The organism is Oceanobacillus jordanicus (genome assembly GCF_022095695.1).
In the GTDB taxonomy this organism is placed as follows: domain Bacteria; phylum Bacillota; class Bacilli; order Bacillales; family Amphibacillaceae; genus Oceanobacillus_B; species Oceanobacillus_B jordanicus.
Genome location: NZ_JAIFZM010000004.1, coordinates 211,248 through 225,028 on the forward strand (window position 1 = coordinate 211,248; position 13,781 = coordinate 225,028).

The 13,781-nt window shown below is 38.2% G+C and carries 14 protein-coding genes; 13 read left to right on the forward strand and 1 reads right to left on the reverse strand.

Annotated features, from left to right (window positions below; all coding sequences use genetic code 11):
* Nucleotides 1-52: 52 nt before the first annotated feature.
* Nucleotides 53-928 (reverse strand): YitT family protein, encoded by an 876-nt coding sequence (locus K3T81_RS06880; RefSeq protein ID WP_238018989.1) that lies wholly within the window; start codon nt 926-928, stop codon nt 53-55.
* Between the two features lie 164 nt (nt 929-1,092).
* On the opposite strand from K3T81_RS06880, the gene K3T81_RS06885 reads away from it, so the two are divergent.
* From K3T81_RS06885 to nth, 13 genes are all read left to right on the forward strand, one after another.
* Nucleotides 1,093-1,464, forward strand: coding sequence for a nucleotide pyrophosphohydrolase (locus K3T81_RS06885; protein ID WP_238018991.1), 372 nt, complete (start codon nt 1,093-1,095; stop codon nt 1,462-1,464).
* 26 nt (nt 1,465-1,490) lie between these two features.
* Nucleotides 1,491-2,282 carry a 4-hydroxy-tetrahydrodipicolinate reductase gene (gene dapB / locus K3T81_RS06890; RefSeq protein WP_238018993.1) on the forward strand — a complete coding sequence of 264 codons (792 nt, stop codon included), beginning with the start codon at nt 1,491-1,493 and terminating at the stop codon, nt 2,280-2,282.
* A 12-nt stretch (nt 2,283-2,294) separates the two neighbouring features.
* The gene (locus tag K3T81_RS06895; protein ID WP_106896795.1) at nt 2,295-2,717 is read left to right on the forward strand and encodes a methylglyoxal synthase; all 423 of its coding nucleotides are present in this window, start codon (nt 2,295-2,297) and stop codon (nt 2,715-2,717) included.
* Nucleotides 2,714-3,835 (forward strand): N-acetyl-alpha-D-glucosaminyl L-malate synthase BshA, encoded by a 1,122-nt coding sequence (gene bshA / locus K3T81_RS06900; RefSeq protein WP_238018995.1) that lies wholly within the window; start codon nt 2,714-2,716, stop codon nt 3,833-3,835. The genes K3T81_RS06895 and bshA overlap by 4 nt, the downstream gene beginning before the upstream one ends.
* Nucleotides 3,836-3,853: 18 nt before the next feature.
* On the forward strand, nt 3,854-5,056 hold the full coding sequence (locus K3T81_RS06905; RefSeq protein ID WP_238018997.1) for a CCA tRNA nucleotidyltransferase: 1,203 nt from the start codon (nt 3,854-3,856) through the stop codon (nt 5,054-5,056).
* Nucleotides 5,032-6,015: a biotin--[acetyl-CoA-carboxylase] ligase gene (locus K3T81_RS06910; protein ID WP_238018998.1), complete on the forward strand. Its 984-nt coding sequence runs from the start codon at nt 5,032-5,034 to the stop codon at nt 6,013-6,015. The genes K3T81_RS06905 and K3T81_RS06910 overlap by 25 nt, the downstream gene beginning before the upstream one ends.
* Before the next feature lie 53 nt (nt 6,016-6,068).
* Complete coding sequence (dinG, locus tag K3T81_RS06915) at nt 6,069-8,867, forward strand: ATP-dependent DNA helicase DinG (RefSeq protein WP_238018999.1); 2,799 nt, start codon at nt 6,069-6,071, stop codon at nt 8,865-8,867.
* A 250-nt stretch (nt 8,868-9,117) separates the two neighbouring features.
* Entirely contained in the window at nt 9,118-9,288 is a 171-nt protein-coding gene (locus K3T81_RS06920; protein ID WP_084157533.1) for a YpmA family protein, read from the forward strand.
* Nucleotides 9,251-9,784, forward strand: coding sequence for a cell wall elongation regulator TseB-like domain-containing protein (locus K3T81_RS06925; RefSeq protein ID WP_159033249.1), 534 nt, complete (start codon nt 9,251-9,253; stop codon nt 9,782-9,784). Before K3T81_RS06920 ends, K3T81_RS06925 begins: the two co-directional genes overlap by 38 nt.
* Nucleotides 9,785-9,799: 15 nt before the next feature.
* The gene (locus K3T81_RS06930; RefSeq protein WP_238019000.1) at nt 9,800-10,987 is read left to right on the forward strand and encodes a pyridoxal phosphate-dependent aminotransferase; all 1,188 of its coding nucleotides are present in this window, start codon (nt 9,800-9,802) and stop codon (nt 10,985-10,987) included.
* Between the two features lie 19 nt (nt 10,988-11,006).
* Nucleotides 11,007-12,299, forward strand: coding sequence for an asparagine--tRNA ligase (gene asnS / locus K3T81_RS06935; RefSeq protein WP_106896788.1), 1,293 nt, complete (start codon nt 11,007-11,009; stop codon nt 12,297-12,299).
* Nucleotides 12,300-12,418: 119 nt separating this feature from the next.
* On the forward strand, nt 12,419-13,105 hold the full coding sequence (locus K3T81_RS06940; protein WP_238019001.1) for a DnaD domain-containing protein: 687 nt from the start codon (nt 12,419-12,421) through the stop codon (nt 13,103-13,105).
* A gap of 3 nt (nt 13,106-13,108) precedes the next feature.
* Nucleotides 13,109-13,771: an endonuclease III gene (nth, locus tag K3T81_RS06945; RefSeq protein WP_238019002.1), complete on the forward strand. Its 663-nt coding sequence runs from the start codon at nt 13,109-13,111 to the stop codon at nt 13,769-13,771.
* The last annotated feature ends 10 nt before the right edge of the window (nt 13,772-13,781 follow it).

A 13,781-nucleotide genomic window follows, 5' to 3' on the forward strand; every position in this document is an offset into this window, starting at 1 on the left:
TTTTTCCATTAAATAAGCCAAGCGGCCATTATATGACCGCTTGGCTTTCTTTTTAATCATCATGCAGGGGGTTCTTATTTTCATCTAACGTAAATCCTTCACCTAAAACATCATGGACAGTACTTACTGCAACGAAAGCATGAGGATCGATGGAGTTAATGATACCTTTTAACCTGACTATTTCGTTCCTTGCTACGACACAGTAAAGCACATCTCTTTTCTCTCCTGAAAAACTGCCTCGGCCATCCAAGACTGTGACACCACGATCCATTTCCTTAAGGATTTTTCCTGCAATTTCTTCGCTTTGACTGGAAATAATGGTTGTCCCTTTTGCTGAATAGGCACCTTCTTGAATAAAGTCAATGACCCTTGCTCCAACATATACTGCAACGAGTGTGTACATGCCTTCAACAAGATCAAGAATAGCAAATACCGAGGTTGCGATGACGACAAAGTCAAATAAAAACATCGTGCGCCCCATACTCCAGCCTGCATATTTATTTACAAGCCTCGCAATAATGTCAACACCACCAGTGGTTCCACCAAAACGAAAAATGATACCGAGTCCCACACCGATAAATACCCCTGCAAATAAAGCTACCAGTGTCATATCATTCTGTAAGCCTATTTGAAATTGGTACGCTTGGAAAATGCTTAGAAATACAGACACTGCCGACGTCCCGATAATTGTGTAAAGAAACGTATTACGGCCAAGAAATTTCCAACCAATAAAAAATAGAGGAATATTTAACAATATATTTGTAATGGCAGGATCCCATCCCCAAATAAAATATAGAAGTAGGGTAATTCCTGTAAATCCGCCTTCTCCGAGGTTATTTTGCATATTAAAATGGACGATTCCAAAAGAAAAAATAGCAGAACCTAATAATATAAAGAGTATGTTTTTTAATTTTAATCCAAACATCATGGACAAGTCCTCCCTTCATTAATATGTAAATAATATATATCCACGCCCCAATTAAGGTATGTCAGAATAAAAAGTTTGTCAAATCACAGCCTATTAGCTAACATGTTAGATAGGATAAAGTGAAACTTCATTGGGTAGAAACTTACTAATCAAATGTTAGTTGAATGAATCGTATTAATATAAAGGGGTTTTTTATTATTCATACACATGACTATACCACAAAAGAAATGCAAAAACGTGTCGATGATTATATTTCCCAATTCAAGGAAGGATATTTCTCTCCATTAAGTTTGATGGCAAGACTTTCTGAAGAAGTGGGAGAATTAGCACGTGAAGTTAACCACTATTATGGGGAAAAGCCCAAAAAGAAAAGCGAGCAGACAAAGACAGTGGAAGACGAGTTAGGGGATATTTTATTTGTGCTTTCCTGCTTTGCTAATTCGCTAGACATTGATTTATCTGATGCGTTTAATACGTCACTAACAAAAATAGAGACAAGAGATAAGAATCGCTGGACAAAAAAGGAAACAACGTAGATTACCAATCAGGGAGGAAGCAGAAAATGAAGAAGATAATTATTGCTGGACCACGTGGCAAAATGGGCTCTGAAGCTATAAAGCTTGTGCAATCTCAAGAAGACATGCGTTTGGTCGCTTGTATTGACCGAAAGAACAATGGGAAAAAGCTAGCAGACATTGCGGAGTTACCTAACCTAGACGTGCCGATCTATGAAGATGCAGTGGAGTGTTTTAGTGAAATTGATGCAGATATTCTAATTGAATTAACTATCCCTGAACAAGGATACAAACATACGAAAGCGGCAATGGAGCATGGTATTCGACCAGTTGTTGGCACGACTGGCTTTACTGAGGAACAAATTGATGAGCTAAGTTGGCTCGCTAGCGAAAGAAAAATCGGATGTATTATTGCGCCTAATTTTGCTATTGGGGCCGTGTTAATGATGAAATTTTCTCAAATGGCAGCACAATATTTCCCAGACGTTGATATTATTGAGAAGCACCATGATAACAAACTAGATGCCCCTTCAGGTACTGCAGTAAAAACAGCTGAAATGATAAAGGAATCTAGGGAATATAAAAAACAGGGCCATGCAGATGAAAAAGAGACCTATCCAGGTGCAAGAGGAGCAGATTATGATGGAATGCGAATCCATAGTGTTCGCTTACCAGGCTTAGTTGCCCATCAGGAAGTAATCTTTGGAAGCCCTGGGCAAACTTTAACAATAAAGCATGACTCAATTAATCGCGCTTCTTTTATGGAAGGGATTAAACTAGCCACTGATAAAGTAATGGAAATACAAGAAGTTATATATGGTTTAGAAAATGTTTTATAGGGGGAGAACACAATGAATATTGCTTTAATTGCACATGATAAGAAGAAACAAGAGATAATTGGCTTTACTGTGGCCTATACCTCCATTCTTAAAGAACATCAATTGTTTGCGACAGGTACAACAGGAAGGAAGATTTCGGAAGCGACCTCCTTACCAGTACATTTATTTCAATCTGGTCCGCTTGGAGGAGACCAGCAAATTGGTGCCATGATTGCCAATAATGAAATGGATATGGTTATTTTCTTCAGAGATCCATTAACTGCACAGCCACACGAACCAGATGTGAGTGCACTTATGCGACTTTGTGACGTTCATCAAATTCCACTTGCGACAAATATTGCAGCTGCAGAGATATTTATTCGAGGATTGGATCAAGGGGACTTAGACTGGAGAAAAATCATTAAAGACAGAGAGGAAGAGGATAAACAGGGATGAAGAAGATAGGAATTACCTGTTATCCCACTGTTGGTGGCTCTGGGGTTATCGCAACAGAGCTGGGGATACGGTTGGCAGAGGAAGGACATGAAATTCATTTTATTACGTCAAGTTTGCCCTTCCGATTAAATAAAGTATACCCAAATATTTTTTATCATGAAGTAGAACTAAATCACTATCCTGTTTTTCAATATCCGCCATATGACCTCGCCCTTGCGACTAAAATGGCAGAGGTTATTGACAGAGAGAAACTTGATATACTACATGTGCATTATGCGATGCCACATGCTGTGTGTGCTATTCTAGCCAGAGACATTGCCAAGCATGAGGTGAAAATCGTGACAACACTTCATGGCACAGATATTACGGTTTTAGGTATAGATAACACTTTCCAAAAAATGATTAAGCATGGCATTGAGCAGTCAGATGCTGTTACGGCAGTGTCAGCAGATCTAGTTAGACAAACAGAAGAAATGCTACAGGTTAATAAAGAAATTGAAGTGATTTATAACTTTGTAAATGAAAATGAATACTATAAGCAGCATATCCCAGAGCTGAAAAAGCAATATGGGATCCAGGACGAAGAGAAAGTAGTCATTCACATCTCCAATTTTCGTAAAGTTAAACGGCTTGAGGATGTTATTCAAACCTTCTTTAAAATCCAATCGGAGGTACAGAGTAAATTACTTTTGATAGGCGATGGACCAGAATATACAAATGCAGTTCAACTAGTAAAAAAACTGAATATAGAGGATGAGGTACTGTTTCTAGGTAAACAGAAAAATATCCGTGATCTATTATCTATTTCAGATCTTAAATTACTCTTATCTGAGAAAGAGAGCTTCGGATTGGTATTACTTGAAGCTATGGCCTGTGAAGTTCCTTGTATTGCAACAAATATTGGAGGCATACCGGAAGTGGTGAATGACGGTGAGACGGGCTATATCGTGGAACTAGGAGATACGAAGCGGGCTGCCGCACTAGGGATTGAACTATTACAGGATCCAGAGAAGTTAGAACAGTTTTCACAAAATGCACTTAATAGAGCCAACAGCTATTTCAATTCAGAGAGCATTGTACAGCAGTATATCGAACTCTATTATAGGGTGTTAAACTAAACACTAGTGGTGATTAAAATGCTTGATAGTCCATTTAAAGAAGCGACTGCCGTGGTAGAGCGTATTGAACAAAACGGTCATGAAGCCTATTTCGTTGGAGGCTGTGTTCGTGATCATCTGCTTGATAGAGAGATACGAGATGTAGACATTGCAACCTCTGCAACACCGCAGTTCGTCCAAAATATATTTGATAAAGTAATTCCAGTAGGGATAGAACATGGGACAGTTATTGTTCGACATCTGAACACTTCCTATGAAGTTACAACGTTTCGGATTGATGGGAGCTATTCTGACAGCCGTCATCCTGACCATGTCGCATTTATTAATAAAATTGATAAAGACTTAGAAAGACGCGATTTTACAATTAATGCTATGGCAATGAATAAGCAAGGACGAATTATTGACCTCTACCATGGTAGAGAAGATTTAAAAAGACGAATTATTCGCACGGTTGGAGATGGATATGAGCGATTTAAAGAAGATCCCCTACGGATGGTTCGAGCGGTGCGATTTGCTAGTCAGCTTGGATTTACGCTAGATATAGAAACAAAAAACCAGATCAGGTCATTAAATAAAAAAATAAATACTGTTGCTGTAGAACGTATTGCTGTTGAGATGGAAAAATTTTTTGCAGGTGATTATATTTCCGAGGCGATGAAGGAGTTAAAAACAACCGAACTTTTTAATAATCTCCCTGTTTTTGAACACAAACCTAGTCTAATAAATCTGCTTCCAGCGGAACAGACACCATTACATTCACTTGCAGAAATGTTTGCCTTTTTTCACTTCCTTTACCCACAAATTTCGGTAAACACATGGATAAAAGAATGGAAGGCCTCTAATCAATCAAAACGGCATACAATCAAACTGGTTGAAGCAGTGACAGAATTTAGAAACAAGGGATTAGAAAACTGGATTGTTTATCAATTACCGAGTGACCTCTATGCAGGTTTTACCCGCGTATTAACTGCTCTTTCTGAATACGCTATACCAACTCTGCAAGAAATCCGAACTATTGCATCTAGTCTGCCTATTGAAAATCGTCAAGAGCTTGAAATAGATGGTAATGATTTAATTAAATTATTTCCAGATGTAACAAAAGGACCTTGGATGCAAAAGCTCCTGTACCAAGTAGAATATCTTGTTGTGATGCGAAAATTAACCAATGAGAAAGAAAAAATAAGGGAATGGTTAAAATGGAATCCACCAGAAGTAAATTGATTCGACTGCTTGCAGATGCTAAAGAGTCTTATATTTCAGGTCAGCAGCTCTCGGAACAATTACATATTTCCAGAACGGCAATTTGGAAACACATGAAAGAGTTAGAAAAAGATGGGTACGTAATTGAGGCGAAACCTAAAACAGGATACAGAATTAAGGAATACTCTGGAAACGTTAGTTCCAATACTATCACATGGGGACTTAACACGTCGTGGATAGGTAAGGAGATTATTCATAAACCTACTGTCACGTCCACGCAGTTTGTTGCACATCAAGCTGCACGGGACAACACACCACATGGCACAGTGGTCATAGCTGATGAACAATCCAGTGGCAGGGGAAGAATGGACCGCGTATGGCACTCCAAAAAAGGGAAAGGTGTATGGATGAGTATTATTTTACGCCCCAAGATACCACCATATATGGCTCCCCAGCTAACCCTCATGACAGCTACAGCCATTGCTGAGGTGCTGGATCAATATGATGGCTTACAACCTAAAATAAAGTGGCCAAATGATATTCTTATTCAGAATAAAAAGGTAGCTGGTATTCTTACAGAGATGCAGGCTGAACAAGATCGCATCCAGTATGTGGTAGTGGGCATAGGCTTAAATGTAAACCAAGATAATAAAGAAATACCTGATGCCATCCATTACAGGGCAACCTCTTTAAAAATGGAGACGGAGAAGGAATGGCCAATAATAGATTTAGTGCAACAAATTCTTGAAGCCCTTGAAAAAGAATACGAATCTTTTCTCAAAAAAGGTTTTCGTGATGTAAAATCAAAATGGGAAAACTATGGATTTAGGATAGGCGAAAAAATTTCTTTACATAGTGGTAGTAAAAAGAAGGAAGCCGTTTTTTTAGGTATCGCAGAGGACGGTGCACTCCTAATTGAATCATCAAACGGAGAAACGGAAAAAATTTATTCAGCTGAAATTGATTGGTTTGTGGAATAATAATAAGAAGTCATATAATGAAAGCACAGATAGAGGGAAAGTGAGGTGGTCGAGTGGAGCGATTTGTCGTGATCGACCTAGAAACTACCGGCCATTCAGCTGTAAAAAGAGATAAAATTATTGAAGTAGGTATTGTAGTTATCGAAGAGAATGAAATAGTTGATAGCTATGGCACTTTCCTCAACCCGGGTAAATCTATTCCTGAATTTATATCAAGTTTAACAGGAATAAGGGATGAGGATGTTAAAGGTGCGCCTACATTTGAAGAAAGGGCAGAGGAAATTGCTGTTTTATTTGAAGACAGTTATTTAATTGCACATAACGTCCCATTCGACATGGGCTTTATAAACGCTGAATTTGCAGCAGTGGGGAGAGAACTACTGAAAAATCCAGTTCTAGATACGGTCGAACTGGCTCGTGTTCTTTACCCTAAGGCTCCCAGTTATAAATTAGGTCAGCTTGCAGAATACTTGGGAATTCACCACGAAGACCCGCATCGCGCATTATCTGATGCATACGTAACAGCGAAACTATTTTTAAAACTTAGGGAACGACTTGATAACCTTCCTTATGAAACAATTACACATTTAATACGCCTTGAGAAAATGTTAAAATCAGATCTTTTCGCATTACTGGCTGATCGAGAAAATGAGCTTGCATTTTCTACCCAGGAAGATCCCGAGTTAGAAACATTTCAGGGTCTTGCATTTAGAAAAATCAAGGAGACAAAGATTACGCCACCATCTAGGATAGGCTCCTATGGAGATTTTTTAGATGCAATCTATGAAGAAGACGGGACGCTATCTCAGCAAATGGCTCGGTATGAAAAAAGAACAGGCCAGCGTGAGATGTCAGAAACCATTTATGACGCATTTCAATCTCGACGCCATGCTTTAATAGAAGCAGAAACTGGTACAGGAAAATCACTTGCATACATACTTCCTGCTATTTATGATGCCGTTATATCTGGACAACGACTGGTTATCAGTACCTTTACTACCCAGTTACAGACACAGCTATTAGAAGAGGAAATCCCGCTAGTACGTAATCTGCTTCCATTTTCATTTAAGGCAGCCTTACTAAAAGGGAAAAGCCATTATATCAGTTTGGAAAAATTCGAAAGGGAATTACTTAGCACAGAGAAGGATAATTATGATATCACCCTCACGAAGGCCATGATTTTAGTTTGGCTAACAGAAACACAAACGGGAGATATTGACGAGGTTCAATTACCTTCAAGTGGTTATTTATTTTTTAGACGCGTTTCTACAGATACAGAAGCACATGTGGATCCCCAGTCTCCCTGGTTTTTAAGATCCTATTACCAAAAAGCGAGAAAAGCAGCTCAACAGGCTGACATTGTGATTACAAATCATGCACTTCTAGCTACAGATATCTTTAATGATTATCAATTATTGCCAAGCTACGATAAAGTGATCATTGATGAAGCACATCATTTTGAGGAAACTGCATCAAAGCACTATGGTCTTAAGCTAGATTATATGAACATGCAGTACACGCTAAATCAAATAGGGGAGACAAATGATCCGAAATTTATTGGTCAATTAATTACAAAATACAGAGACTATATAGAAGAGGAAATGATTGATAGATGGGATGATCTCATAATTGATGCAAAATATGAGACCGATGATTTGTTTCGAGGTATTTTCCAGTATGTGGCCGAACAAAATAAGCATCAAAAATCTTTAAGCGATATTGGTAGGACACAATACAGGTTTGAGAATAGCAAGGAAGATGCGGCCAAGTGGGACACTATTTTGGAGATGACAAACCGTTTAATGTTTTTCCTACGTGATTTAATCTATATATTAGCGAGGCTTGATCAGACTCTTGAGAAACAGTATGAAGATAAATATGATAAAAATGAAGTCGGGCAGCATATTGAGCAGCTACAACAATATATGGATCATCTAGAATCCCTATTTCTTGCAGCCGATTCACCTAAGTTCGTTAAATGGGTTGAAGTCGAAACATATGGAGCGAAAAACGCAGTATATCTATACAGTGAACCAACAGATATATCAGGCTTTCTGTCCACTGATTTCTTTGCAAAAAAAGAAAGTGTTATTTTGACCAGCGCTACCCTGACGATGAAGAACTCGTTTACTTTTATTAAAGAGCGATTAGGATTAACAGACGAAGAAATTGAAACCAAGAAGATTCCTTCTCCATTCTCTTATAAAGATCAGGTCCAACTGATGATTCCGACTGATTTTCCTGATATAAAACATGGCAACCAGGACGACTTTATTTATGCCACGTGTGAGGCTATCTTTTCATTAGCTGAAATCACCAGTGGAAGAATGCTTGTTCTATTTACTTCTTATGATATGTTAAAGAAATCCTACTATCTGCTTAAAGAAATCATGGACACATCCACTTACTCTTTGATTGCACAAGGTATATCAAGTGGAAGCAGGAGCAGGCTAAAAAAGAATTTCCAAACATTTGACCAATCCATACTGCTTGGCACCAATTCATTCTGGGAAGGTGTAGATATACCTGGAGAAGACTTATCCAGTCTGGTCATCGTACGTTTACCCTTTCAACCACCAGATCATCCTATTTTTGAAGCGAAATCTGCAAACTTAAAGGAAAATGGGAAGAATGCGTTCATGGAATTATCGTTACCAAATGCTGTTATTCGATTTAAACAAGGCTTTGGCAGGCTTATCCGTTCAAACACAGATAGAGGGATTGTATTCGTTTGTGATTCAAGGATCATTCAAGCGAGATATGGCAAGTATTTTCTTGATTCTATACCTGAGATCCCTTTAACGAAGGATAAAACCCAGCAGCTAATGCGAAAAGCAGAAGAATGGTTTTAATATATTTATCTGTAGATCGTAAAAGGTAAAAAAAACTACTGATGCGTCAATTGTGCATCAGTAGGAAAGATGGTATGGTATAGGTTGGAATAAATTTATTGAATTAAATAAAACACAATCCTTCGCTTACTTGGTATACTGTAATTGCGTTTCACCTTACATCAACATACTTATAGTATAATCAATGAGCCCTACACTATGTCTAACAATATTTGATAAAACAAGCAGTTCTTTAACTGGAGGGGAAAAGATGGATAATAAAATACAAACCCTGTCAACAGTCAAGCTCCAATATTCATCAGATCTTTATAAAATTGTCGATTCATTAAATCGAACTCTTAAAGAGAATGATTTAATGTTTGGTCTAACATTGGATGAAAATGATGAGAATCAGGCAATCTTCACCATATACAAAACCTAGCTGGCTGAGATGGAGCTTGCTGCTAGTTGGCATTGTAGTAGTAGCAGTAGGGATATATGCTGCATTTTTATATCATGACATAAACAAAAATAGAACTGCAGGATTTGAAACAACAAAAAAGCAGGTCTTATCTGCTACATCTGTAACAGAGATTGAAAAAGTTGTCACCTTCAATGGGGCAGATAGCTATCATGTAGTATTTGGGCAAACAGATGAGAATGATGGTAGACTCGTTTTTTACCCTTTGGAGGGAAAAGAAAAGACCTTGACGACTATTAACGAACAAGAGATGGTTAGTGAAGAAGATATGCTACGTAAGTGGAAAAGCAATTGTACCGATTGTGAATTTATTAAGATAGTACCAGGGATTGTCGATGAAGAAGTACTCTGGGAAATCACGTATCGGGATGCTTCTGACCGTTATGTTCTCGACTACTATGCGATCGAAGATGGTAGTCAATTCGAACAATATCGCTTAAAACAAATGTTTAAATAGAAAGGTGAAAAGTGAATGAACTTAGCGAAAAGAGTAAAAACATTATCACCCTCTTCCACACTTGCTATTACAGCAAAAGCGAAGGAGTTAAAACAGCAAGGACATGATGTAATTGGACTAGGAGCAGGGGAGCCGGACTTTAATACCCCACAATATATCCTCGATGCTGCAATGGAGGCAATGAATGATGGGAGAACAAAATATACACCATCTGGCGGCATTGCAGAATTGAAAGATGCGATTGTGAATAAGTTTCAAACTGATAATCAACTTAGTTATCGTCCTGACCAAATTATTGTAACAACTGGCGCTAAACATGCATTGTACACGCTATTTCAAGTGTTATTAGATGAAACAGATGAAGTTATTGTGCCAACACCATATTGGGTAAGCTATCCGGAGCAAGTAAAACTAGCTGGCGGGAACCCTGTTTTTGTAACAGCTAAAGAAGACAATCATTTTAAAATGACACCACAGGAGCTTGAGGCGGCGATTACAGAGAAAACGAAAGCTGTTATTATCAACTCTCCAAGTAACCCAACGGGTATGATGTATACAAAAGCAGAGTTGAAGGCATTAGGTGAGGTATGCTTAAAACATAATATCCTTATCGTTTCAGATGAGATTTACGAAAAGCTAATATATACAGATGATGAGCATGTATCAGTTGCCCAGTTATCACAGGAATTAAATGAACACACGATCGTAATCAATGGTGTAAGTAAATCCCACTCTATGACTGGTTGGAGAATTGGATATGCAGCTGGCCCTCAAGAAATTATTAAAGCCATGACAAACCTTGCGTCGCATTCTACTTCAAACCCGACATCTATTGCTCAATATGCAGCTTTGGCGGCGTATGAGCAAGCTGGAGATACAACATTAGAGGAAATGAAGAAAGTATTTGCTGAACGATTGGAAATGCTACACGCGTTGTTAAATGATATACCTGGTGTTAGCTGTATTAAACCAAAAGGCGCTTTTTACTTATTTCCTAATGTTAAGGAAGCAGCAAGCAATTGTGGCTATGCTAATGTAGATGATTGGGTAGCAGCTTTATTAGAAGAGGAAAAAGTTGCCGTTGTACCTGGTTCTGGATTTGGCTCAGAGGATAATATTAGGTTGTCTTATGCTACTTCAACAGAAGCACTTAAGGAAGCAGCTGAAAGAATAAAACAATTTGTTATAAAACATCAATCATAGATGTGTAGGAGGTAGGAAAGTGAAAATTACTATATCGCAAGCACCAAAATATAATGAACAAACCGTTACGATGGGAGCTTGGTTATCAAATAAACGCTCAAGTGGTAAAATTGCATTTTTACAATTACGTGATGGGACAGGTTTTATCCAAGGTGTTGTTGTAAAAAGTGATGTCAGCGAGGAAGCATTTCAGCTCGCAAAAAATATCACACAGGAATCTTCCATGTACATAACGGGTAAGATCGTGGAAGATACAAGATCTCCTTTTGGCTATGAAATGCAGGTCAGTGATATCGAATTGATTCATGAAGCAACAGATTATCCAATTACACCAAAAGAGCATGGGACAGAGTTCTTAATGGACCATAGACATTTATGGCTTCGTTCAAAACGCCAGCATGCAGTGATGAAGATTCGTAATGAGATCATTCGTTCGACTTACCAATTTTTCAACGAAAATGACTATGTAAAGATAGATCCACCAATCCTAACTGGCTCTTCTGCTGAAGGGACAACAGAGCTTTTCCATACAAAGTATTTTGACGAGGAAGCATATCTCTCTCAAAGTGGACAATTGTACATGGAAGCAGCTGCAATGGCTTTTGGTAAAGTATTTTCTTTTGGACCAACCTTCCGTGCCGAAAAATCTAAAACGAGAAGACATCTTATCGAGTTCTGGATGATAGAACCCGAAATGGCGTTTGTAAATCATGAGGAAAGCTTAGAGATACAAGAGCAATATGTCAGCTTTATCGCACAAAATGTTTTAGAGAACTGTAAATTGGAGTTGGATGTTCTCGAGAGGGATACATCGAAATTAGAAGCTATTAAAGCGCCTTTCCCAAGAATTTCTTATGACGATGCGATTACATTACTTCAAGAAAAAGGATTTACAGATATTAAATGGGGCGAAGACTTTGGTGCGCCACATGAAACGGCTATAGCAGAAAGCTTTGACAAGCCTGTATTCATTACAAACTATCCAAAAGATATTAAAGCCTTTTATATGAAACCACATCCGGATCGCTCAGATGTTGTGTTATGTGCCGACTTAATCGCTCCTGAAGGATATGGAGAAATTATTGGAGGATCACAACGAATTGATGATCTACAATTAATGCAGGAACGCTATGAAGAGCATGGTCTAACAGGACAAGCTTATAAGTGGTACCTCGAACTCCGTCAATATGGAAGTGTTCCACACTCTGGTTTCGGTCTTGGCTTAGAAAGAACGGTAGCATGGTTATCAGGTGTAGACCATGTAAGAGAAACGATACCGTTCCCACGTTTATTAAATCGTTTGTATCCATAAGTATCGATTAAGTTTTGAAACGTAATCCCTTGCCTTTTACAGTGCAAGGGATTTTTATTCCGTTTATGATCGAGATTTTTCTAACTTTATCATGCTATACTAACAATTGAGGTGCTAATATGAAGAAGCAATTACAAGTTCAACAAATATTATTGGATCAAATTAATATACCAATGAAGCTTTTCACTTCTTTTCAAACGTTGGGGCTTGACGAAACAGACGTCATGCTTATTTTACAAGTACAACAATTTCAACAAAAGGGAATTGGGTTTCCCACTCCAGCAGAACTATCAGATAATATGACAATAAATGAGGAACAATGCTCCAATTTATTACGCAAGCTAATTCAAAAAGGAGTACTGGTTATTGAACAAAATAACAATAAAGAGACGGAAAAGATTAGTGAAGTATATTCCTTAAACGAGTTATGGGAAAAGCTCTATGCAGAAAAGGAAGATAAAACGGAAGAACATGCGGATGGGACGATTTTTGTTCTGTTTGAACAAGAATTCGGCAGACCACTCTCACCTTTTGAAATTGAGACAATCAATGGTTGGCTTGATGAAGATAAACAAGCCGCCTCTTTAATTAAGGCAGCCTTAAGAGAATCGGTTTTAATGGGCAAGTTGAATTTCAAGTACATTGATCGTATTTTACGAGAATGGCATAAGAAAGGAATCCACACGGTAGAACAAGCAAGAGATGCGAGTAAAAAGTTTCATGGCAATCAGACTACAAAACAAGAAGGCCCTCGTACTAAACGGGATACATCCTTTTACTATAACTGGCTAGAAGGGGAGGATTAGGCAATGATGAATAAAAAACAAATACGATTTTGCTTGGATGAAATAACAAAAATGTTTCCCGATGCGGAATGCGAATTAAAGCACGCTAATCCTTTTGAGCTTGTGATAGCTGTTTTATTATCCGCCCAATGTACAGATGTACTTGTAAATAAAGTAACAGCTGAACTCTTTAAAAAATATAAGACACCTGAGGACTATCTTGCAGTTTCCCTTGAGGAATTACAACAAGACATACGTTCCATAGGCTTATACCGTAATAAAGCGAAAAATATTCGTAAACTATGTGAAGTATTAATTGAGAATTATGGTGGGGAAGTACCGAGAACAAAAGCAGAGCTGGAGAAGCTGGCAGGTGTCGGTCGTAAAACTGCGAATGTTGTAGCATCTGTTGCGTTTAACGAACCAGCAATCGCTGTAGATACGCATGTAGAGCGGGTATCTAAACGCTTAGGTATTTGTAGGTGGAAGGATTCAGTTGTTCAAGTTGAAGAGACGTTGATGCGGAAAGTGCCTATAAAAGAGTGGAGCGATACGCATCACCGATTAATATTCTTTGGCAGGTATCATTGCAAAGCAAGAAATCCTGAATGCCCAACATGTCCGTTGCTAGAGCTTTGTAGAGAAGGGCAAAAACGAATGAAGAAAGAAAAAGAGGTAAACGCATAGTAACTGCGTT